This window comes from Oceanospirillum sp., assembly GCF_982874595.1.
Map to the genome: position 1 here is coordinate 15,906 of NZ_CEYNZH010000013.1, position 21,009 is coordinate 36,914.

The following is a 21,009-nucleotide window of genomic DNA, read 5'->3' on the forward strand; positions in this document are numbered from 1 at the left end:
CAGTACTGATAAATTCATAGTCTTTTATCGGTCATTGTTCGCTGCGCTCTGATTTGATGCTCGAAAAATACCCCGTGTTATTTGCCCCACGGGGTATTTTTTGTCCGTCTGTCTGCTTTTGCGCGCAATCATGGTTCTGATACTTTCTGAATAATCCGTGAATATTAAGGGTAATTGAGGTAAAAATTGACATGCAGACAGGGAAAATCTGACATTCTGAGTTAAGATTACAAAAAATAACATTAGGAGCAGGGTGAATGGCAGGTGCCTCTGTAAGGCTTGGAATTCGAGCGAAGTTGGTCGCTTTGTTTCTGCTGATCAAAGTAATCCCGTTGGTTTTGTTGGCGCTTTTGGCCTGGCAAGGTGTGGTTTATCTGGGTGAGCGTCTGAATGATGAAACGCACCTGCTGAGCGATGAGGTCCGTTATACCGTTGAAGATATGGGGAATACCTTCAGCGAGGGTGCAGAGCGAGCGCTGAATGACCGGGCCCGGGAAGAGTTAGAGCGACTGACAACAGACACAGCCCGAAATGTTGCCCGCTTTCTGTATCAGCGGGATGAAGATCTTAAATTGGCGGCTTCTTTGCCCTTAGATGAAGCTGATTTACAGCGTTTTATCATGAACCGCAAAGCACGGGTAACCGCGACCGGGGATTGGCAGTTATCAGAAGATGGCAGCCAATGGTTGCCGGTAAATCCACCGCAGCCTGCAGATGCCAGTGTGCAGTCTTCCAACCAAGAGAATAAGCAGGACTTTCATTATCGTCCTCCCGAAGCGGTCCTTCCCAGTCAGGTGATTCCTCTTTATCACGAGATCACTTTTGTCGGCCTTGATGGTCGTGAGCGTATCAAAGTACAAACCTCAGATCTTCTGCCTTCCGGGCTTCAGGATATATCCAAACCAGAAAATACCTATGCTAAAGCTGAGCGCTATTTTCAAGACCTTAAAAAGCTTCGGCCGGGTGAAATTTATGTTTCTGACGTCATTGGGCCCTATGTGCCATCCCGTATTCTTGGTCCGGCAACGCCGAAAGCTGCCGAGAAGCGTAATATTCCCTTTGAGCCTGAAGAAGAAGCCTATGCCGGTCGGGAAAACCCTGTAGGTAAAAAATTCCAGGGCATTATTCGCTGGGCGACGCCTGTGATCCGCAATGGCAAAAAAGTTGGCTATATCACGCTGGCGCTGAATCATGATCATATCCTCGCTTTTACTGATAACCTGAAGCCTACTGACAAGCGCTACGAGGTTATTGCGGATGCCAGTAGTGGTAACTATGCCTTTATGTGGGATTACAAAGACCGGAATATTGCCCACCCCCGACATCATTCGATTGTTGGTTTTGATCCTGATACCGGTGAGCGCGCTGTGCCTTGGCTTGAAGGTTCTATCTACCAAGGCTGGCAGCAAAGTAATCAACCTCTGCAGCAGTACCTGAGTACGATCCCGACCTTCGACCAGCAAAGTCGCAGTAAAAAGCCCGCTGTAGAGCTGATTAAGCAGGGGCAGCTGGGGCTTGATTGTCGTTATTTGAATTTCGCACCTCAGTGTAAAGGCTGGAATGACCTCACTCATCTGGGGGGCTCCGGCTCATTCCTGATTTACTGGACCGGTGTTTGGAAGCTAACCACAGCGGCTACTATTCCCTATTACACCGGTCATTATGGTGATACGCCCCGTGGATTTGGCTTTGTTACCATCGGTGCAAATATTGATGACTTCCAGCAGCCTGCGAAAGAAACAGCTGCCCGTATGGATGCGAAGCTGGAAGAGTTCACCGGCATTCTCGCCGAGCGACAGAAGGAACTTAGCCAGCTGATTAATCAAATCATGGCGGATGTGGCGATGGATCTGACAGTATCGACCATCCTCATGGTGATTGTTGTCGTGATTATCGCGGTTTGGATGGCCTCTATGATTACAGGTCTGGTGCGCTACTTTATGTCAGGCCTGAATAAGATGGAGCGGGGTGATTACAGTTACCGCTTTGAAGTAAAGCGTAATGATGAGCTGGGGCAGCTGAGCCATGCCCTTAACGGTATGGCTGATAGTGTTGAAGCCTCATTTCAGGTTTCTGATAAAGCACGTCAGGATGCTGAGAAAGCCAGCCAGATGAAGAGTGACTTTCTTGCCCGAATGTCACATGAATTACGCACTCCACTCAACGGCATTATGGGTTTTGCCGAGATTCTCCAGCTGGATGAGAAAGATGAAGAAACCCGTGAATATGCCGATATTATTCATCAGAGCGGCAGGCATCTGTTACGACTGGTCGATGATATTCTGGATCTGGCCAAAATGGATGCTGGTCAGCTTATGCTGACCCCGCACGAGATTGCGCTGGAAAACTGGCTGAATAGCTTTATCAGTAGTCACCGAAGCTTTGCCTCGAAAAAAGGCGTGCAGTTGAATTTGAATACCGACAGTATTAATCCCGATTCCTATCTTTATATCGACGATACACGGTTGCGTCAGGTTCTGAATAATCTGGTGGAGAACGCCATCAAGTTTACTCCGCACGGTAGTGTAGAGCTTGCTGTGAGCGAGTCAGAAAAAACGGTGGTTTTTGATGTGATAGATGAGGGGGAAGGGATTCCCGAGCAGGCACATAAGCATGTCTTTGAGGCTTTCCGTCAGGCGACCGAGTTTGTTAACCGCAGCCATGGCGGTACGGGACTCGGCCTGAGTATTGTACGAGAGCTTTGTCACGTCATGGGTGGACAGGTAGAACTCATCAGTTCCGTCGAAGGCAAGGGCAGTCATTTCCGGGTGACGTTGCCGAAAGTTGAACCTTCTTTGTAACACGGAAATCTCATCTGACCGTCTTCTCTTAACATAGAGCCTGCACCGGTTGGCTACGCAGTTCGTACAAGGTGGAAAGCCGATTGTACAAACCGCTTAGCTGAACCGGAGCCTCTTATGACCATCAGCCTTAAAACTCTGCAACAGCAGCCGGACATTGAGAAAGTTATTATTCACTCACTGGACTGCGCGCTTTATCAGGTTTCTGCCATCATCGAAGGGCAGGAGCTGTATCTTACCGATGAGCAGGGCACCCTGCTTCGTAGCCATAACAAGCTCAGCCTTCAGGCCTTGTTTGAAGGTCTGCCGGTTCGTCAGATGGTGCTGCGTCAGCAAAGCGCCTACGACGAGATGGTCGGTCAGCCCCTCCGTCAGGAAGATAACTTTATGGAAGTCCCCCTCGGTAACGGTGCTATGGGTGTCACGGATCGATAATTCCTCTCCTGCGACAGATCCTTAAAGCTGCATCTGCGACTCTGGCCGATTACACTGTGACCTGACTTTTTACAGCGGACAGGAGCAGTCATGAAGGTTCTGGTGGTGGGCGCAGGTGCCGTAGGCGTTTTATTTGGTAGTCAGCTGCAACAGCAGGGCGTGTCGCTCTCGTATCTGGTGCGTCCGAAACGAGCTGAAGAGCTGAGTCAGCAGCCCCTGGAAGTTTGCCTGCCGGAATCCGCCATCAGACTGACACCTCACTGTCTGACCCAGCCAGAACTTTCATCGGCTCCGGCCTTTGATCTGATTATCCTCACCAATAAAGCCTATGGTCTGTCACAGGTGATCGGGGATATCACCCCTGCTGTGGGTGACCAGGCTTTGATTCTTCCCCTGTTGAACGGCTTACGCCATCTGGACTTTCTGGATAGCGCTTTTGGCGCAGAGAAGGTGCTGGGTGGTATCGCTAAAACCGTCGCTACCCTGAAAACCCCTTGGCAGGTTAACGTCGCCAGTGGCTATAACAGCATCACCGTTGCGGCCCGCGAGCCTTCACAACAGGCTGCCGTGTCTGAGATTGTTCAGCTGTTTCAGCAGTCCGGTCTTACGGTTGAGCAGACCGACGACATCATGGGGCAGATGTGGGATAAGTTCTGTCGCATGGCAGGCTTAGGCGCGGTGAACTGCCTGCTGCAGGGTAATGTGGGGGAATATATGAAGAGTGATCGCGGCGGCGAGATCGCCCTGCAGATCTTTGAGGAATGCTGCCAGGTTGCCACAGCTTCCGGTCATCCGCTGTCTGAGGATTCTATACAAGGTTTCCAGCGTATCCTCACCAACCCGAAATCCAGCTTTAACTCCTCTATGTACCGCGACATGCGTAACGGCCTGCCAATCGAAGGTGATCACCTCGTCGGTGATATGGTCGCCCGGGGCAAAGATGTTGGAGTCGCCACCCCAATGCTGGAAATCGCTGCGACCGTGCTGCAGGTTTATAGCCGGAGGTAGCGGGTCAAACAGTTTCGCATGTCTTCAGGCAGGTGCAGTTTAGAGCGCCTGCGTTCACCGTCTTTCAGGTACTGGCCGAGCTGTTCAAACCACAGGTTTATCAGGTCAGATAAGGTGCGCTTATCCTGCTTGCCCGAGTCGTCCCACAGTTTACCTGAATCATGTTGAGCCATTGCCCAACGCTGGAAGCGTTCACACTCACCCTTTGTGGGAAATACCCGGGTAATCCGCTTACGGTTTCGGCCAACAATACGGAAGCCTACTTTCCAACCGGAGTCCATTTTCTGGCTGTAAACCTAAGTGGACACCCGTTGTCGTCTATGGGGTTTGAGTGGTCATCTGTAGTCATTTGATACCATATCATATCATTTCATACTATATTAAAGTGGTGCTGTGCTTTACAATTTGCTGCCATTTAGCTACGCCAAGGAGCTGGCAATGGTTAGTGTAATTAAAAAATTTCTGTCATTTTTAGCCTACACAGTCGCAAGCATTGCCGTAATTGTTATGCTGATTGTCGCTCTCTCGCCGACTGTACACTTCAGGGAGTCCGAAGGGATCAAGATCCCTAGTCCAGAGACTGGCTGGCTGAATATTCAGGGTGTATACGTGTTAGTGCACCCTAAATGCAAAAATACTCAGCAAGATAATCGCTGTATAAACCTGACCGAGTATGAAGACTCCATCAGTGCAGCTTACCAGCTTGGTCGACTTGATTTTGTAACTGTGGCAGTCAGCTTAATTGCAGTAGTGATGGCTTTCGGTGGCCTGTTTGGCTTTCTCTCGATAAGAGAAAAAGCCCGTGCTGATGCTAAAGAGGCAGGAATTAAAGCTGCAGAAGAAGTTGCAGCTAAAGCCGCTATTGATGTGGTCATTGCGAAGTTCCCAGAGCTTGAGAAAAAAGTGGCTGACGATGTTGCGGTAAAGATAACGCCTCAGGTTATGCAGTTAATTACGGAAGAGCTTAATAGGCAAGACGCCCTTACGATCCATAATACAGATAACTACACCCCCGACTTCAATGAAGAAGAAGGTGGCAAACCTACAGCTGACCAAAAGGAGGGCTGAATGATGATAGCGGATTATGATCTGGGTATTATTCGACGTGCACACGCCACTGCTCCGCCTGTTGATGTTGTTGCGATTGCAAAAAGCATGGGGGTTATGTGTGAAAATGGCGAATTAGATCCTGAAATTTCAGGTCAGTTGGAGCGCATTCCTCGGCCAAAGGGTTTTATGGTTGATCAATTCAAGATTACCGTGAACAAGACGCATGGCGAGCAGCGTAGACGTTTTACTATTGCTCATGAGATCGGCCACTTTTTGCTGCATAAAGATTTGATTGGCGATGGTGTTGATGACAACAAGGCCTTTAGGAGTACCGCAATGGGTAACTTCCATAATACAAAGATAGGCCCACGCGAAGAGGCTGAAGCTAATAACTTTGCAGCCCAGCTTTTAATGCCGAAATATCTCCTTGAGCAGGAAATAGAAAATGGTTCTAGCTTTTATGACCTGTGTAGAGATTTTGGTGTCTCACAGTCAGCGATGGAGTACAGGTTAAAAAATACAGCCCTGTCAGGCAGAGTTAGCCGCTAACCATCAAACTAAAAACCACCTCACGGGGTGGTTTTTTTTCGTCTGTATATCGCAAGATGAAGTTTTGCAGAGACTCAGGGGCAATATGAATCAGGGCCGTAAGGCTGAGCCGAAACGTCTGAAAGAAGGCTGCGGCTAAGTTTAAAGAGGCGGTAAAAGCAGATAAAGTGAAGGTGGTTGGCTAAAAAGCCACGCCGATGCTTGGGAGTCAGCGAAATTATGATTAACCAGTTTTGAGTTGACCCACTTGCAGCAAAGTGATTAACCATATTCTCGAATTATTGAGCGCAAAGGCTATCACATGAAAGGCTCATTTAGCCGTACAAAAACAAAAAAGGCCCAGCTGTTCCCAGTTGGGCCTTCGATGTGGTGGGGGAAGTTTAAACGAGCATCTATCCTTTTGTTTTTAAAGGTTTTGTTTTCTAGTGATTTTGTGTGGTGTAACTTCCGGTGTGACTAAATCGGTTTTTCATACCAGTAGTGACTAGGGAAAAATCATTATTCTTTGGCTAAACACAAAAAAATTATGCTCGGGTAATCAGTTTTCAGGGCGTAATGATGTCAGATAAATCTTCCGGTGTTCGACCCGGTTCACCGCCTACATGAATTACCGCACCAACTTTACCGCTAGTGCCGTTCATTATCAGAATCTTTGTAACCTTCTCGGTTTCACTCTGACGCACCTGTTCCAGTGTTGCCAGACGCTTTTCTATCGCCTTAGTGGTCATAAGCAGCCCGTAACATCGGTTTCAGTTCATCCATAGAGATCACGGCATCAGATACAAGATGGTCTGCAATCCGGGCAATTCTATCTGGGTTCAACTTTGACCTGTCCGGGATGGTGTGACGCTTTACCTGTTCAAGCATCGCGAGACGTTTTTCTATGCCTGCTCTCATTGCGCCTGATTCTCCAATGCCTGAATCCGCTGCTCCAGTTCCTCCAGCTCGACAACACGCACCAGAGCACCTAAGCCGTTGAGCATCTGGCTTGCTTGATCTGTTGGAAGTTCACCACTAGCAACAGCATCCAATATTGCCCGTCCGGTATCAGCCATACTTGCGCCTTCAGGTAATTCAAGCTGTACGGGTGCGCTCTGCGGTTTGAGCGGGGCATGAATCCGGTCGATACAGATTTTTAACGCAGTGGTATCACCCTCTAACGCCAGCGCAACGAGTTTATCCGCTAAATCAGCACCGTGCTTTCTAAGTGCCTTTTCTAGCTCTGCCGTGGCTTTTCTGGGTCTACCCTTTGGGTTGCCACTAACCCCCGGCTTAAATCGCCCCTGTTCGCGTTCTGGCACGTTCTGCGCCCTCTTTCTTTCACTTTGGTCGATACTGTTTATAAATACAGCTTATTCTTTTGCCTCCCCATAAACAAGAAAAGCGCCTGATAATGGCGCTTTGATCCCTGATACCACCCTGCTAACAGGCGATTACTGTAAGGTGTTGATACTATCCGGCGGTGTCCGGCATTCACCAAACATTTCAGCAGCGGTTTCCTGTACCTCTTCCGGGCTAATTCCCAGAGCCTTAGCAATATCAACCACACTGTAATACGGATCGCCGTTGTCATCGCAGACGGTAGGCTTCAGGTCGGGGAACATTTCAGCAACGGTGCTGTGTAGCATCTGCTGCAATTCAGCCCGCAGATAGTCAGGGGTCGCAGGATCAAAGGCAGCGTGAATCAGTTCGTCCGCTTTGTCGTCTGCGTTATTGATCCGGGCAGACAGTGCCGCACGTTGGTATAACTCTAAACTGCTCATGGTGTGACCTCTGTATTCTGATTTGTACGTGGCTTGATCCGGCTTGTGCCGTAGTCATGGGTGGTGTTGGGTCGTTTGTCTTTGGTGTTTACTTTGGCTAGGTAGCTGATCCGGTACAACGCATCAGACATTGCCTGACCGCCAACCTCTGACCGCCTCAGCAGGTAGTAAGGGTTCTTCGGAGGGATAGGGTCAGGCCATCCAAAGCGCCAGCAAATATCCTCTATCAGCTCGATAATGCTGTGGGACTTTTGAAACTTTCGTCCGTCCAGCATCAGCACCAAATGATAATGCGGTGCTACACTGGTTTTTTGCTCTCTTACCCAGAGGTATGCAAACCGATTGAGATAGTCATAGGCTTTGGTATTGAGCCGTTTTTTAAATTTGCCGCAGAACTTCGTCATAACCCGGTTTGTTTGTTCGGCACTGTGGTAGCGAATATCGACCCGCACCAGCAACACACGGGAATAATGACTTAGCATCGCTTCGATCTGTTCATAGGTTCGGTAAAGTATCTCTGGGTAAATTGGCATTCCTTTGCCTGCGTTTACCCTGTACACATTACCGCCCATCTCCAGATATTCAGATTCGGTTTGTCGCTTCATCGGCAGCACGATTGATAGCAATGCCTTTACCCATCCTTGGGACTACTAAACCACTACTATAGATATTATGAATTACCCGCCTGATTGCAGCCGGGGCAAAATGCCCCAGCTCCCGCCCGGTGCGGGCTGCGCCTGATTCCACACTGAAAAAACAGGGGGTGAAAATCGGTCGCTTTGTCTTATTAAGCTTCATTGGCTAAAAAATCCATTTCAGACAACGGGTTAGCCTTTGCTGATAATTCTTTCTCAATAAGCAAAGCACAACGCTTTTGCATATCGGGATAAAGGGCGAATAAACCCAAAAGCCAGTCGTTATCAATCCAATGCAAATCACAAACCCGGATAACGCCGTCTTTGTCTTTCACCTGCTGTCTTGTTGATTTGTCTGTAACCCAGCCCGCTTTTCTAACATCGCTCAGGCGCTTTCTAAAATCAGCGATTGGATAACCAGATTTATAGTGATAGCTGTATTGGTGACAGGTCATTTCAGCCAAAAGCATTGCCAGAATAAAACGAGAATGCTTGCTTTGAGGAAAAGCCGGACGCTTCATATTCATGCCTGCGCCTCCTGTTCCCATTTTTCGAGATCAGACAAGCGCCAGCGGGTAGAACCTGCGAGCTTGACGGGCTTGGGCAACTGGCCTTCTTTAAGCCAGCGCCAGATAGTTGAGCGAGCCACTTCATAGCGAGCGGCTAAAGTGCGGTCAGTAAGGTATTGCGTGGTATGGATCATAAAGAACCTCTTATCTATCATTTTCGACAGATAGAGATTTAATACCTTGCTCTGATTTTAATGGGGGAATTTTTGAAACTTATATTTTCCTAACGCCAACGGACACCAGTTAACTCAGGTGAAGCAAGAGGCATTGTTTCTCTTGCCTTTGCCCAGTAATCCTTATCGCTTTGATCTTGAAATTTGTCCCATCCTCCAAAATACACGTCTTCTTGACTGGGCAGCTCGTTCCCGAACTTATCTTTTTTCCTTTTTCTAAAGTATTCTTCATATCCTCTCATCAGTGATGATGCCTTGTAAGGTTCATGACCATCGCAAAGGTTATGGCTAATGTGGTAAGCGGCTTTGCTGGCGGCATCCTCAAGCGAATCTCCCGCATAAATAAGGTTTAGTATTATCTTATATGCCTCATTTTTTAATGCTTTTTTCTCAACAAAATTAGGTTTGTCGAAGGTGCTTTCCGACCACTCCCGAAGTGCTACTTCTTCCACGATATCCAGTAGCGTTGGGGTTAACTCCAAGCTGCGTTCAGCAAATAAAACCTGAATGTACTTGATTATCAAAGCATTGTTTTTTGATCGGGCTTTACCTGTGTAGTAATCATAAACTTGGTTAGCGCAATGGCTATCAAAGCCTCTTTCATGAGTTAAGTGCCCAACCTCAATTTGGATTTTTTGACAAATATAACGGGGATCGGAATCGAAGCCGTCTGGATTATTGATCTGATATAACTCGGTTAGTTGCTCCATAGCTTCCTGAAAGCGAGGCTTATTTGTATCAAGCCTTTTGCGTCCACCATCAAATTTCATTTTTTCTTTCTTCGGCATTCGTGCCCTGATTTCATCGTGGTGCTGGTTAAACTCATCCTTAACAGTCATATTTTTAAACCACCCTCAGCATTTTATGTCCGCTTGCCATGCTCAAATTACCCATAGCGGCCTGCTCTATATGCTGACTCCACCACTCCATTAGCTTGCGTCTGCGTTCGATATATTCCGCCCGGTTGTAGGCTCTGCGAACATCATTCTTTTCAACGTGGGCAAGTGCGGATTCGACCACATCAAAATCAAAACCCTGTTCATTCAGGGTGGTACTGGCTAACGCCCTGAGTCCGTGGGAAACGAGCAATCCGCCGTACCCCATGCGTTTAATTGCCATATTCGCGGTGCTGGGGTTGCTGGGTTTTTTGGGGTTGCGATCACCGGGGAAAATATACTCACTGTGCTGGCTGATGGGTTTCATCGTTTCCAGCAAAGCTAGGCATTGGTCGGATAGGGGGACTTTATGCTCCAGCTTCTTTTTCATCCTGATAGCCGGGATCGTCCAGATTCGGTTATCAAAATCTATCTCATCCCAGCGAGCACCTGCGGCCTCATTCGGTCTGACCATCGTATGTAACTGCCATTCGATCAGGCAGCGGGTGGTTCTTTTAATGCTGGCGCTGGCTAAGTCCCGCATAAACTTAGGCAGTTCGTCCGGCTTGATGGTGGGATGGTTTTTCTTTTGCGGTGCTTCAAACATTGTGCCGATCTGAGCTAAGGGATTGCTTTCAATAATCCCGCTATTGACCGCAAAAAACATGACTTCATTCAGACGTTGGCATAGCCGTTTTACCGTTTCCAAACTGCCCTTTGCCGCTACTGGGTTTATCGCTTTGATAGCAGTAGGCGCTTTCAGCAGATGAATAGGCATAGCTCCAAACTTCGGGAATATGTGAAGCTCAAACGACCGGGTTATGTCGGTGGCATAACCTTCAGTTACTTTTTTGCGTTTAACCTCAAGCCATTGTTCAGCCACGGCCTGAAAGGTATTGGCGTAGGCTTGTGCGGATTGCTGGCGCTGTTCGTCCCGGTGCTGTTTGGGGTCTATATCATCAGCGAGCAATCGCCGTGCTTCTGTGGCTTTTTTGCGGGCATCTGCCAGAGATACATCCGGGAAGTTGCCCAAGCCGATATTGGTACGGGACTTTAAGAAAGGGCGGGTGTAGTTGAACAGCCAGAGCTTTGAGCCGTTGGGCTTTACTCTGAGTGCCAGCCCATCACCGTCAGACAGGGTGTATTCCTTGTCGCGGGGTTTTGCCTGCTTAACTTCAGTGTTCGTCAGGGGTTTGGTAACTCTAGCCATTTTAGTAACACCATAATCCGTGGTTTCGATCTGATGTTACTTCCGGTGTATCTATAAACGCAATAAGGGATAAGAATGTTACATACCAGATAAGACAGCAAACAGGCACAAAAAAGCCCGGAACCCTGTGTTTATCAGGTATTCCGGGCTTAGTTGAGGTCGTTTAAGACCGTTGTTTGGTGGAGGTGGGGGGAGTCGAACCCCAATCCCACAACGCAGTAATAGGGCTTTCCGAGCAATATCAATCACTTAAAGTTCTGGCTGTGATCGTTTATGCCCGTTTTTTGTCGTCTGTGTGGAAAGAATGTGGAGACTTGCCACTCAGCGGGTTAAAGCGGGTGGCATCCTGCAGGTGATCCGGTGCCAGGTGCGCGTAACGCATGGTCATCTTGATATCTGCGTGTCCGAGTATTCGCTGCAGGGTGAGAATACTCCCGCCATTCATCATAAAGTGGCTGGCGAAGGTATGGCGCAAAACGTGTGCGGCCTGTCCCTTGGGCAGTTCTATATCAGTACGGGCTAACGCTCTGCGGAAAGCGCCTATCGAGCTGCTGAACAGTGCCGATCGGTTAGGGTTATGGGCCTGCAGTCGATCATATAGCCACTGGGGAACAGGAACAGAACGATTCCGGCCATTCTTGGTATCCGTAAAGGTCACCATACCCTGATGCACCCGCTGCCGGGTTAACCCTTCTGCTTCACCCCAACGCGCCCCTGTTGCCAGGCACACCAAGGTAATCAGCTCAACGTGTTGGTTTTCGGCCTGCTGCAGACTGGCCAGCAGCGTATCTATCTGGCTATCGGTTAGGTAGCTCAGTTCCCGCTCTGCAATTCGCAGAGGTTCAGCATGGGTTAAAGGCGTGGGGTATTCGATATCGCCAGACTTATGCAGCCTGGTAAACAGGCTTTGCAGATAACCCAGCTCATTATTCAGCGTCTTAGGGGAAATGCCCGCTGCAGTGCGCTTGCTGCGGTACTGGTGCCACAGCTTTGCAGTCATTGAACGGGCAACAGGGTTTTGCATATCGTCACACAGCAGGCGCAGTTTAGAGCGCCTGCGTTCACCGTCTTTCAGGTACTGGCCGTGCTGGTCAAACCACAGGTTAATCAGGTCAGATAAGGTGCGCTTATCTTGCTTGCCCGAGTCATCCCACGGTTTACCTGAATCGTGTTGGGCTATTGCCCAACGCTGGAAGCGTTCACACTCGCCCTTCGTGGGAAACACCCGGGTAATCCGCTTGCCGTTCCGGCCACCTATTCTAAAGTCTACCTTCCACTGGTCTTGGTATTTTTTGATCGCCATTTTTTCTTCTAACTTATTGAGTTACTGAAAAAAGATGCACTTTTTTGAGCTGAACTTTTGATGGTAAAAACACACAAACGAAAAGAGACAGGGAAAAATGAGCACAAAAAAATGTGCAAAATAAGCGACGGAATCATATCATACGATATGATATGAGACGCAGGCAGGCAGGGAGTTCCCCGCGCTGCCTGTTTTTGTCCCCGTTTAGAACTGACAGTTTAGGATGCACGATTAATGGAGGTTAGTCAGAGCGGGTACGATGCAGCCTTTAAAGAAGACCCGCTACGGACTTCTCTAGGTGGAGCAGCAGAGAGATTTCTGCATACACTCTTGGATTACGCAGATAAAAATATAGATATAGTCTTTTGGGTCGTCATCTTATGCGTAATTGCCGCGAGCTATTATTTTGGCCGAAAACTGGGCCAGTCTGCAGCGAAAGCAGAGATTCAAGAACTGAAGTTAAAGGTTAAGCAGTATAAGAAGGCAGGGCTTCGATTGAGAGATAGAGCCGTGAAAGCGGAAGCTAAGCTTGAAGCCTATCAGGAATTAACCAAAGCAGGTGAGGTGACAGAATGACAGATTTAACGCTGTTTGTAGCTGTGGGCGGTGTTGCCTATTTAGCCTTACTCATTCTTATGGATAAGAAGGCACAAGCCACCCATGCTGAAATGTTAAAAGAATCGGATGAGTTGATTCGTCAATATCCGGATAACTTGGAAATGATTGATTATCTTCATAGGTTGTCTGAAGTATCAAGCAAACGTTTTGATATTATTTCTTACTTTTTATTTGGGATTAGCTCAATATTTCGGATACGGTTTATTAAAAAAGAACATAAGAAAATTAAACAGTCATTTTCCGATAAGCAATGGAAGGCGATGAACTTGATTTTTGCTAAATATTACTTTAAAAAACAGTTCTTTTTGAATCCAATTGTTACACTGTCAGTAGTTGGAGTTCAGTCGGCAATATTGTTAGCTATATTGTTGTCTGTTTTGATTCCTTTGTCGGTTTTGTTTTTAATTGGATATCTGATTAGAGCGCTGTTTAAATCAGCGGTATTGGTAAGAAATACTGTTGTTAATATTAGGTTTGTTCCTAACTGGATATTCAGAGAGATTAAGGTAGTAACCTTTTTAAGGCTGGATGGTAAGTTAGAGCCAGCACAATAAAAAAAAACACCCCTCGGGGTGGTTTTTTTTCGCCTGTATATCGTAGGATGATGTTTTACCGGATACCAACGGGGGCAGTATGAATCAGGAGCGTAAAGCAGAACTAAAGCGGATAAAGGCTGAACAGTTCCAGAAGGCTGCTGCTAAGTTAAAAGAGGCTGTTCAGGTGGGCAGGGTTAAAGTGATTCGCTGATCTTTGCAGAGGTTACAGAAACCACCCCTCGGGGTGGTTTTTTATTTGGCTGGAAAATTCTGAACGAGCCAAACAACTGCGCTGGTGATGAGTGGTGCTGCGGTGAGTAATACGGTGATAAGGAAGCGGTTCTCGCTTTTCATCATTTCGTGGGTGTCGTTCTTTACATTGGAGCGCATAAGCTCCAACTGCGTCGGGATGTTATCCATTTTGGCGGACATAGACGCCATTTCTGACCTGATCTCCCCACGAGACTTTTCAATATCGAGTTTTAATTCGTGGAACTCATCACGGGTAACGTGGCTCATTTCGGTGTCTCCGGTCTGATTGTTCTGCCTGCTTTTATTGAGCATAGAGGCTAATTTAGCCCCAGCTTCGTAGCTTTTACTATGCTTGGCAACTTCTAATAATTCAGGGGGAGTGTCGAATTCTGGAAAATAACCTCGTACGACCTTATTTGTTCTCATCTGTGGAATCCTGTCCTACAAACTCTTCAATTTTCTTTTCGACAAACTCTTTCCGGAAGAACATTCTGTTTCCACAGTTCAGGCAATCGGTAGCGTAGTGACGTGAGCTAGCTTGATAGGCCCGGGCAGTAGTGCTGCTTTCCATCGCGCGCAGAACATCTGACGGATCTGGTTCGATGGTATTTTCGATAGCAGTGGCATACTGCATAGCAAAGCCGTTAACTTCTGACGGGATAACCAGGGCTTCTTGATTACAGGCGTTACAGGTATCAACGCCTACCTTTTGCAGATAAGCTGAAAATAACTCAGTGGTAATGGCCTTAGCCGGGTTGTACGTGATCAGTTTTTGCCAGGGCGGCTCACCAATCCATTCTGTGGTTGGCTCCATGGCCTTCCATTTTTCGTAAAGTTCTTTTAATTCCATCTATTCATCTCCTTGTGATGGGTTGCCAGTTCACACAATAAAAGTGGGTAATAAAATGGCTCAACTTATCTCTTTGCTTTGGTTGTGCCTTGCTTTCCTCTACCCGTTTTGAAATCAGGCTTTTTATTGCTGGCAACTATGGCTCTACTTATTCCTTTATTCCCTTTTTCATTTATATCAGGGGTATTAGAAGGTCGATTACCCGCTGAAGGGTTAACAGCTTTGGTTTTTATTCCACCTGAGGAATTAGGATTGGTTACAAATGGCGTAAGCGTAACCTTAACTTTATGGGTTTTATGCGCTTTAACTTCGCCATTGATATCGACGACAACGAGGTTTGCTTTACCTCCGGCCTTGCCTTCCATGGTGAAGCTGACTTCAAGCTCAACATCTTTAAGAATAAAGAAAGGGTCGCTTTCCCCCTTCTTGATCGAAACCTCAAGTTCTTCTTTTACTTGGCTTATGAAGTCACTCAGCGTAACGGCTTTCTCTAGCATATTATCCAACTCCCTGATAAATCAGCTTTTTCCTACAAGAATATAAGCTCTAACTAATCCTTTCCCTGCCGATACGCAGGAACCAGCGAAATAGCACTTTTGCTGCAATTACCCAGTTTTGAGTTGATCCGCTTGCAGCTTGATCTCAGGCGAAATCTGCCCGCCCTCGGGGTTCACCTGCCCCGTCATTAGCCAAAGCGTGTATTGCGGAAACGCTGCACAAACCTGCTCAACTAAGCCCACTTTGGGTTCGTACCTGCCATTTTCTGCAGTCACTAATGTTTCTTTGTTTACACCTGTTGCCTCACAAAACTTAGGGCGTGATAGCCCCTCACATTCTCTGATGGCGCGAATCTTCTCACCGATCATGGTTGACATGATGGAGAACTCTCCTATATTCTCGGCTCAAGTTGGAGTTTTCTCCAACAGATAGCAACAAACGAACACACACGAACACAGACGATACCACAGGGGCGGAAAACCGCCCACAGATGAGGGATTAACGCCATGAGCAGAGCGTCATTTTCATTGGATTTGGACGGAATCAGCATCTCTGTTACCGCCCCGTATTGCACAGCTGAACAGTGGTCGGAGCGCACGGGCATTCCTGAAGCGGACGTAAAAAGCCGCCTCTACAAAGGCACGATTGCCCGCTACCAGCCCGTCCCCCGTGGTGATGTTTTTGTAAACGTCCTGCAGGAAGTCTCTAAAACCCTCGAAGCCAACCCCTACTAAACAAGGATGTGACCGATGTTAGGACAACAGCAACTTGCCAATAGTGCCCACGTACCGCCTGTGGAATTTCAGCAAAAGATTGATGACCTACACCTGAAGGCCGTGCTGGAACGGGTAAACGTCATTCAGCGCCAGTTGTGGGCGCGGGACACCAAACAGGCCATTGTTGAAATCAACAAACTGGAAAACCAGATCAAGCGGGAATTCCGCATCTGGACGGCAGAGAAAAAGCGCCTGCAGGTTGAGATTGATAGTTTGGTTCTGGGCCAGCAGCACCTGAATGATGCGCTGGATTTAGCCGAATCGCTGCAGGGCTAAATCATGGCCGTTCTACTGTCCCTCTATGACTACGGCCCCGACTGGATTAAAGACAAGCGAGAGAACCTTGTCCGTAAGCATTCCTGTCTGAATAAGTACATTGTGGCGCAGTTTAAAAAGCTGGCAGAGGATGATGTCTCTGCCGGTAACCGCTTTATCTTTGGCCTTGATCGTCAGTTGCAGATCGGGGCTTCCCCTATTCCTGATGACGTCTTGGAAGAAGCCAAGCCGGATGAAACCCCGTTCGATCTCTCCCTTAAATCAGCCGGGGCCGGTGGTATCCACGCCACGGCTACTGATGAAGAAAAATGTCAGTATGCGGGTGTGTTGGCGGATTCTATCGTTGAGGCAGAGCGCCACAGCTTTGATAACGCGGTCAGCGTCGGGATTGAGCAATGCAGACGCATGGGCTTTGAATTCCCTCTGGTGGATAACAAAGAAACCGCCATGACCACTGCCGTTAAAAAGCTGCAGGACCCAATGTGGTGGCGTAAGAAAATCCGCACAGAATCTAACCGCTTGGTTGAAGAGGTGATGCGGGAGCTGGAAAAGACTCATGTTTATGATGGGCTGTACGTCTCCAATGTCACCTTTGCCCGTCGCTGCAGTGATCAGCACCGTAATCAAACCCTGTTAGAGCTGATGCAGGCCGTCAACCAAGATGGTGACGAATACACCCTTGCCGAACTGGCAGAGCTGGGCCTGAGTAATCCTGAGAACCGTCACGCTGAAATGATCGTGCGGGTTAAGGGGTTAGAGGCATGGGCCAGTTATCACGGTGATGCAGCCGGTTTTTTTACGCTGACCTGCCCGTCTCGCTTTCACCCTATCAAGAAAAAACCTTTCCGGAAGAACAAAAAGTGGGACGGTTCAACCGTGCGTGAAGCCCACCAATACCTGAATAAAGTCTGGCAGCGGGTTTATTCTGCGTGGAACCGTGCTGGGATTCACTGGTACGGCATGTGGATCAGTGAGCCGCATCACGATGGCACACCGCACCGTCACGGCATTGTGTTCTGCAAGCCCCATCAGTTCCGGAAGATGACCCGCATCTTTCAGGAATACGCCTTCGGGATTCACCCCTGCTCAAAACGCCAGATTGAAACCAAAGTGCCCCGCTATCGTGGCGTGTGCACCTTGGAGCAAGCAGGCGGGGAGAAGGGCGCAGCCGAACACCGCTTTGCTATGGAACGCCTTTGGTATCGTCCGGAAGATGAAGAACGGGCCATCCGTGCCGGGAAAAAGGGCGTGGGCTCTGTGATCGGCTACATCATCAAATACATTTCCAAAAACATCACCACCCGCATGGCCGGACAGGTCGGGCTGGATGATTACGGGGAGCTGGCCAGCGTCACCTGTCACCGGGTCGCAGCATGGGCCGGAGTCCATGGCATCCGTCAATTTAACTTCTGCAAATGCCCGCCCGTGGGTGTTTACCGCGAACTTCGCAAGCTGGATGCAGAGCGGGAAGAGCACGTTCAAAACTGGCAGAAATCACAAAACGCCTCTGATGACACCAAAGCACTTCTAGCCCGTGCCAGGGCTGCAGCGGATGCCGGGGATTTTTTCGGCTACCTACAAAGCCAGGGCGGTGTGGCCCTTCGCAGAGCTGATTACCGACTGCAGCTCTGGAAGATGGACAAATACGACATTGAGGCAGGGCGTTACCAGATTGGCCGCTACGGTGAAGCGGTAGAGGGTACGTTCGGCCTGCAGCTTTCTAACTTTCAGATTCTGACCAAGTTCCACCGCTGGACGATTAGTCAGTTGCAGTTAAGCGAAGCGCCTCGGACTTGTGTCAATAACTCGACGCTACTCAATCCCGCACCGGGCACACCGGAGCCAACCGCAGAAGAAATCGTGAATACATGGGTCCAGGTACATCAGGAAGCCCATGAAGAGAACCTGAGATTCCGTGAAGAGTGGGAACACTGGTACGGGCCGCTCCCGAATTTAACGGAAGAACAGAAAGAAGCACTCAGGCCGAAGCCACAAACACCTGATCCGGAATCCGAAACCGACCTTGCAAAAGAATTGGTCGAACGCCTGTGGGCGGGTTGGGAGTCCGGCCAGCTGCACGACTTTGGCGATACACCAAAAACAGACGATTACAGCACCAGTCTGGCCGGACAAATGGCCGCTGAACTATGGGGAGATCTTGGGTATGCGTGATGTTGCCGTTTTGTTTGCCCGGTCAGATAGCAATTACAAACGCATCCCGGGTTGTGATGTTTGGGACTCAGAAAGAGACGCTTTGAACTGGACGGGCGGGGTTCCTGTTATCGCGCATCCGCCTTGTAGAGCTTGGGGCCAGCTGCGGAAGTTGGCTAACCCCCGTCCAGGCGAAAAGGAGTTAGCTTACTTTGCCGTTGATGCCGTCCGAAAAAATGGCGGGGTGTTAGAGCACCCGAAGAGATCCACGCTTTTTACTTGTCCGGCGGCGGGGTTACCGCAGCCAGGCGAACGGGATCAATTCGGGGGCTGGACGTTGCCAATATTTCAATCGTGGTGGGGGCATAGGGCAGAGAAGCCCACTTTTCTATACATCGTGGGTTGTGAGCCTAGCGATATTCCGGAAATTCCGTTGCTCCTGGGCGATGCGCACTTTGTTTGCGGTTCTCCCGGCCGGCGGGCAGACGGTTCTCGACTTCATAAGGGGGATTTAGGGTGGCGTCCAGAAATCACCAAAGCAGAACGGGAGCACACCCCGCCAGAGCTGGCGAAGTGGTTGGTTGAATTAGCGCAAAAGTGTAGGAGGGTAAAACAGTGAACGCAGCAAAACACATTATCAGCGAAGCACTGAGCTTTTTTATTCAGTTCGGTTTGTTTCTGTTGGGCGTTCAGATCGGGCTGAACGTGAAAGGGCATGAGCATGAATCCGCATTACTGATCGGTGCCGTCATGGCTGCGCTGATCTTCGGATACAACGATTGGAAGGAGATAAAGAAAAGTGAGCCAGAACCAAAACCGACTGAGTGATAAAGACCTGACCCGGTTTGTTGATGAACTTACTCAGCTGAAATACCGGATTGAAACCGCAAGCACTTTTCAGAAGCCGGGGCTTTTGAAAAAGGCGGGTGAGTTTCAGTTTCAGATCACCCGTGAATTAGTGGCCAGAGAGGTAGAACGCAATGGCTGAAATTGTAGGGGAAATCGTCTGTGAATGTGGGCGCAGAGCCTACATCGAGAAAACCAAGCGCAAGGGTAATTACCTGCAGAAGCGTTGCGGCACCAGCCGCAACGATGGCTGCGGGTTGAACCAACAAACAGGGGATTGGATTCAGTCCTATTGGCGCAAAAACATGGTCCCTGTGGGTTCGCTGGTGGTGGGTGAAGATTACCAGCCACACCCAAAAGACCTTGAAATGCAGGCTAAGGCGCAGGTTTCAGACCTACAGCCGGAAGCCTCAGCTTCTGAGCATCCGGAAGCCGAAAAAAAAGAACAGGTCACAGACCCAGAACCCCAGCAGGTTGAGGAACCTACCGAACCCCAGCAAAACCGCCAACTTGTGGAAGAGGGCAGCGGTTCCGGGTTCGGTAAGTTTCTTTTAGGTCTGGTGGTGGTTGCCGGGGCTGTAACCGGTATTCGATTGGCAATCTAACTAAGGTCACAACGATGTCTAAGAACAATGAAGCAGTAACAGAGCTGGAAGCCACTGAACACGAAGGTTTAGAGGGTCAATCAGACCAAGAGTTCACCCTGGATGACATGATGGGCGAGCTTGATCAGCCAACCCCGGAGCAGGTCAAAGAGCAGGCCAAACTGACCGCCTCAGAGCTGGAAGCCAAAGCGATTAAGAACCGCAAATTTGCAGCCGGTATTAACGGCACGTTTTGGTGGACGATGGGGACGCGCTGGTTAACCCCTAACGCAGTTGCCGCCATGCCAGACGAGCATAAAGAGGCAGGGGTTGATGCCTTTATGCCTCTGGCAGAAAAGCTCGACGGAGAGATGCCGCCTTGGGTAATGGAGATGCTGGAGAAATACGACTGGGCCATTGCTGCCGGTATGTATCTGGCCCCAACCGTCACGGCTCTGATTGATCTGGAAAAACAGGCCAAAATTGAAGCGGCCAAAGCTGCAGAAGCAGCCGCCAACGATGAAGAGCCCGAAGAACAGGGAACCGGCACTGATGGCGATTAATGAGAATACGAGTCTCCGTCGTCGTCATGTTTGTGTTACCGCCACTACGGGTGGCGGTAAGTCCCAGGCGATGTACGACATTATCCCAGCGAAAGGGGTTAGGGCTGTTTTCTGGGATGTAGATAAAGACCACGATTGCATACGATTTAATGATCAGAAGAAGTTTTTAATGGCGCTGAATAACGCGCATAAAAGCGGGAAGCCGTTTCGTATAGGTTGGAGCGGGGCGGATGAACTGGATATTTTCTTATGGTGGTGTAGTGCCGTATGGGCAATTCTGGATGGTCGGAAAGATACCTATGTGGTGATTGAAGAAGCGGCTGATTTAGAAATGGGAGCTGGTCGCCCACCACCGCAGTTGGGGCGGATCATTCGTAGAGGCAGGAAGTACGGGGCAATCATTGTGTCTTGTACACAGCGTTGTCAGGAAATCCCTAAGTCTCTATTAACTCAAACGAAAGAGGTCTATATAGGTCTGCAGGCAGAACACGATGCTAAGTATTTGGCTAATTTCTTCCCGGTAGACCCTAAAGAGCTCCCTAGAATGGAAGAGTTGACCTTCTTCAAAATAGAAAGAGGAGAGAAAACCAAGGTCAAAGTAACCTGGAAAGACCCGAAAAAAATATTCAAAAAAAGACGCCAGCCCGCAAAAAATTAGCCTGAAAACCGCTAAATCTGACCTATAGGT

At 48.8% G+C, this 21,009-nt stretch carries 29 protein-coding genes; 15 read left to right on the plus strand and 14 right to left on the minus strand.

The genetic code is table 11. From position 1 onward, the window contains the following. The first annotated feature begins 257 nt into the window (after positions 1-257). The 3 genes from AC4GL5_RS08070 to AC4GL5_RS08080 all read left to right on the plus strand — a co-directional run bounded on the left by AC4GL5_RS08070 (position 258) and on the right by AC4GL5_RS08080 (position 4,244). On the plus strand, positions 258-2,801 hold the full coding sequence (locus AC4GL5_RS08070; RefSeq protein WP_490382266.1) for a HAMP domain-containing sensor histidine kinase: 2,544 nt from the start codon (positions 258-260) through the stop codon (positions 2,799-2,801). A gap of 117 nt (positions 2,802-2,918) precedes the next feature. Next, positions 2,919-3,236, plus strand: a complete 318-nt coding sequence (locus AC4GL5_RS08075) for a DUF6482 family protein (RefSeq protein WP_490382267.1) — start codon at positions 2,919-2,921, stop codon at positions 3,234-3,236. Between the two features lie 90 nt (positions 3,237-3,326). Next, a complete protein-coding gene (locus AC4GL5_RS08080; RefSeq protein WP_490382268.1) occupies positions 3,327-4,244 on the plus strand; it encodes a ketopantoate reductase family protein in 918 nt (305 codons plus the stop codon). On the opposite strand, the gene AC4GL5_RS08085 is transcribed toward AC4GL5_RS08080, so the two are convergent. Beyond that, positions 4,229-4,525, minus strand: coding sequence for a phage integrase (locus AC4GL5_RS08085; RefSeq protein ID WP_490382269.1), 297 nt, complete (start codon positions 4,523-4,525; stop codon positions 4,229-4,231). The two genes, AC4GL5_RS08080 and AC4GL5_RS08085, sit on opposite strands and share 16 nt — an antisense overlap. 157 nt (positions 4,526-4,682) lie before the next feature. On the opposite strand from AC4GL5_RS08085, the gene AC4GL5_RS08090 reads away from it, so the two are divergent. Continuing rightward, positions 4,683-5,312 carry a hypothetical protein gene (locus AC4GL5_RS08090; RefSeq protein WP_490382270.1) on the plus strand — a complete coding sequence of 210 codons (630 nt, stop codon included), beginning with the start codon at positions 4,683-4,685 and terminating at the stop codon, positions 5,310-5,312. Next, a complete protein-coding gene (locus AC4GL5_RS08095) occupies positions 5,313-5,843 on the plus strand; it encodes an ImmA/IrrE family metallo-endopeptidase (RefSeq protein WP_490382271.1) in 531 nt (176 codons plus the stop codon). 545 nt (positions 5,844-6,388) lie between these two features. On the opposite strand, the gene AC4GL5_RS08100 is transcribed toward AC4GL5_RS08095, so the two are convergent. From AC4GL5_RS08100 to AC4GL5_RS08140, 9 genes are all read right to left on the minus strand, one after another. Beyond that, positions 6,389-6,571 carry a hypothetical protein gene (locus AC4GL5_RS08100; RefSeq protein ID WP_490382272.1) on the minus strand — a complete coding sequence of 61 codons (183 nt, stop codon included), beginning with the start codon at positions 6,569-6,571 and terminating at the stop codon, positions 6,389-6,391. Between the two features lie 165 nt (positions 6,572-6,736). Further along, complete coding sequence (locus AC4GL5_RS08105; protein WP_490382273.1) at positions 6,737-7,144, minus strand: DUF5681 domain-containing protein; 408 nt, start codon at positions 7,142-7,144, stop codon at positions 6,737-6,739. A gap of 132 nt (positions 7,145-7,276) precedes the next feature. Further along, the gene (locus AC4GL5_RS08110; protein WP_490382274.1) at positions 7,277-7,606 is read right to left on the minus strand and encodes a hypothetical protein; all 330 of its coding nucleotides are present in this window, start codon (positions 7,604-7,606) and stop codon (positions 7,277-7,279) included. Continuing rightward, entirely contained in the window at positions 7,603-8,232 is a 630-nt protein-coding gene (locus AC4GL5_RS08115) for a YagK/YfjJ domain-containing protein (protein WP_490382275.1), read from the minus strand. The genes AC4GL5_RS08110 and AC4GL5_RS08115 overlap by 4 nt, the downstream gene beginning before the upstream one ends. A gap of 161 nt (positions 8,233-8,393) precedes the next feature. Next, entirely contained in the window at positions 8,394-8,768 is a 375-nt protein-coding gene (locus AC4GL5_RS08120; RefSeq protein ID WP_490382276.1) for a hypothetical protein, read from the minus strand. Then, positions 8,765-8,944 (minus strand): helix-turn-helix transcriptional regulator, encoded by a 180-nt coding sequence (locus tag AC4GL5_RS08125; RefSeq protein ID WP_490382277.1) that lies wholly within the window; start codon positions 8,942-8,944, stop codon positions 8,765-8,767. Before AC4GL5_RS08125 ends, AC4GL5_RS08120 begins: the two co-directional genes overlap by 4 nt. An 89-nt stretch (positions 8,945-9,033) precedes the next feature. Further along, positions 9,034-9,822: a hypothetical protein gene (locus tag AC4GL5_RS08130; protein WP_490382278.1), complete on the minus strand. Its 789-nt coding sequence runs from the start codon at positions 9,820-9,822 to the stop codon at positions 9,034-9,036. A 4-nt stretch (positions 9,823-9,826) separates the two neighbouring features. Further along, on the minus strand, positions 9,827-11,068 hold the full coding sequence (locus tag AC4GL5_RS08135) for an integrase domain-containing protein (RefSeq protein WP_490382279.1): 1,242 nt from the start codon (positions 11,066-11,068) through the stop codon (positions 9,827-9,829). A gap of 271 nt (positions 11,069-11,339) precedes the next feature. Further along, on the minus strand, positions 11,340-12,371 hold the full coding sequence (locus AC4GL5_RS08140) for a phage integrase (RefSeq protein ID WP_490382280.1): 1,032 nt from the start codon (positions 12,369-12,371) through the stop codon (positions 11,340-11,342). Between the two features lie 234 nt (positions 12,372-12,605). Here AC4GL5_RS08140 and AC4GL5_RS08145 point away from each other — a divergent pair, with 234 nt between their 5' ends. Together AC4GL5_RS08145 and AC4GL5_RS08150 are read left to right on the plus strand one after the other, a co-directional pair. Next, complete coding sequence (locus AC4GL5_RS08145) at positions 12,606-12,947, plus strand: hypothetical protein (protein ID WP_490382281.1); 342 nt, start codon at positions 12,606-12,608, stop codon at positions 12,945-12,947. Next, on the plus strand, positions 12,944-13,543 hold the full coding sequence (locus tag AC4GL5_RS08150; RefSeq protein ID WP_490382282.1) for a hypothetical protein: 600 nt from the start codon (positions 12,944-12,946) through the stop codon (positions 13,541-13,543). Before AC4GL5_RS08145 ends, AC4GL5_RS08150 begins: the two co-directional genes overlap by 4 nt. A 234-nt stretch (positions 13,544-13,777) precedes the next feature. On the opposite strand, the gene AC4GL5_RS08155 is transcribed toward AC4GL5_RS08150, so the two are convergent. The 4 genes from AC4GL5_RS08155 to AC4GL5_RS08170 all read right to left on the minus strand — a co-directional run bounded on the left by AC4GL5_RS08155 (position 13,778) and on the right by AC4GL5_RS08170 (position 15,502). Then, positions 13,778-14,203 carry a hypothetical protein gene (locus AC4GL5_RS08155; RefSeq protein ID WP_490382283.1) on the minus strand — a complete coding sequence of 142 codons (426 nt, stop codon included), beginning with the start codon at positions 14,201-14,203 and terminating at the stop codon, positions 13,778-13,780. Beyond that, a complete protein-coding gene (locus AC4GL5_RS08160; protein ID WP_490382284.1) occupies positions 14,190-14,627 on the minus strand; it encodes a hypothetical protein in 438 nt (145 codons plus the stop codon). Before AC4GL5_RS08160 ends, AC4GL5_RS08155 begins: the two co-directional genes overlap by 14 nt. 65 nt (positions 14,628-14,692) lie before the next feature. Then, positions 14,693-15,124: a trypco2 family protein gene (locus tag AC4GL5_RS08165; RefSeq protein ID WP_490382285.1), complete on the minus strand. Its 432-nt coding sequence runs from the start codon at positions 15,122-15,124 to the stop codon at positions 14,693-14,695. 108 nt (positions 15,125-15,232) lie between these two features. Next, a complete protein-coding gene (locus AC4GL5_RS08170) occupies positions 15,233-15,502 on the minus strand; it encodes a helix-turn-helix transcriptional regulator (RefSeq protein ID WP_490382286.1) in 270 nt (89 codons plus the stop codon). A 129-nt stretch (positions 15,503-15,631) separates the two neighbouring features. Between AC4GL5_RS08170 and AC4GL5_RS08175 the strand changes: the two genes are divergently transcribed. The 8 genes from AC4GL5_RS08175 to AC4GL5_RS08210 all read left to right on the plus strand — a co-directional run bounded on the left by AC4GL5_RS08175 (position 15,632) and on the right by AC4GL5_RS08210 (position 20,979). Then, a complete protein-coding gene (locus AC4GL5_RS08175; protein WP_490382287.1) occupies positions 15,632-15,859 on the plus strand; it encodes a hypothetical protein in 228 nt (75 codons plus the stop codon). Between the two features lie 15 nt (positions 15,860-15,874). Then, the gene (locus AC4GL5_RS08180) at positions 15,875-16,177 is read left to right on the plus strand and encodes a hypothetical protein (RefSeq protein WP_490382288.1); all 303 of its coding nucleotides are present in this window, start codon (positions 15,875-15,877) and stop codon (positions 16,175-16,177) included. A gap of 3 nt (positions 16,178-16,180) precedes the next feature. Further along, entirely contained in the window at positions 16,181-18,349 is a 2,169-nt protein-coding gene (locus AC4GL5_RS08185) for a replication endonuclease (protein ID WP_490382289.1), read from the plus strand. 594 nt (positions 18,350-18,943) lie between these two features. Next, complete coding sequence (locus tag AC4GL5_RS08190; protein WP_490382290.1) at positions 18,944-19,156, plus strand: hypothetical protein; 213 nt, start codon at positions 18,944-18,946, stop codon at positions 19,154-19,156. Next, positions 19,128-19,316 (plus strand): hypothetical protein, encoded by a 189-nt coding sequence (locus tag AC4GL5_RS08195; protein ID WP_490382291.1) that lies wholly within the window; start codon positions 19,128-19,130, stop codon positions 19,314-19,316. The genes AC4GL5_RS08190 and AC4GL5_RS08195 overlap by 29 nt, the downstream gene beginning before the upstream one ends. Next, the gene (locus AC4GL5_RS08200) at positions 19,309-19,779 is read left to right on the plus strand and encodes a hypothetical protein (protein ID WP_490382292.1); all 471 of its coding nucleotides are present in this window, start codon (positions 19,309-19,311) and stop codon (positions 19,777-19,779) included. The genes AC4GL5_RS08195 and AC4GL5_RS08200 overlap by 8 nt, the downstream gene beginning before the upstream one ends. A gap of 14 nt (positions 19,780-19,793) precedes the next feature. Continuing rightward, positions 19,794-20,321, plus strand: coding sequence for a hypothetical protein (locus AC4GL5_RS08205; RefSeq protein ID WP_490382293.1), 528 nt, complete (start codon positions 19,794-19,796; stop codon positions 20,319-20,321). Then, positions 20,311-20,979, plus strand: coding sequence for a hypothetical protein (locus AC4GL5_RS08210; RefSeq protein ID WP_490382294.1), 669 nt, complete (start codon positions 20,311-20,313; stop codon positions 20,977-20,979). The genes AC4GL5_RS08205 and AC4GL5_RS08210 overlap by 11 nt, the downstream gene beginning before the upstream one ends. Positions 20,980-21,009: the final 30 nt, after the last annotated feature.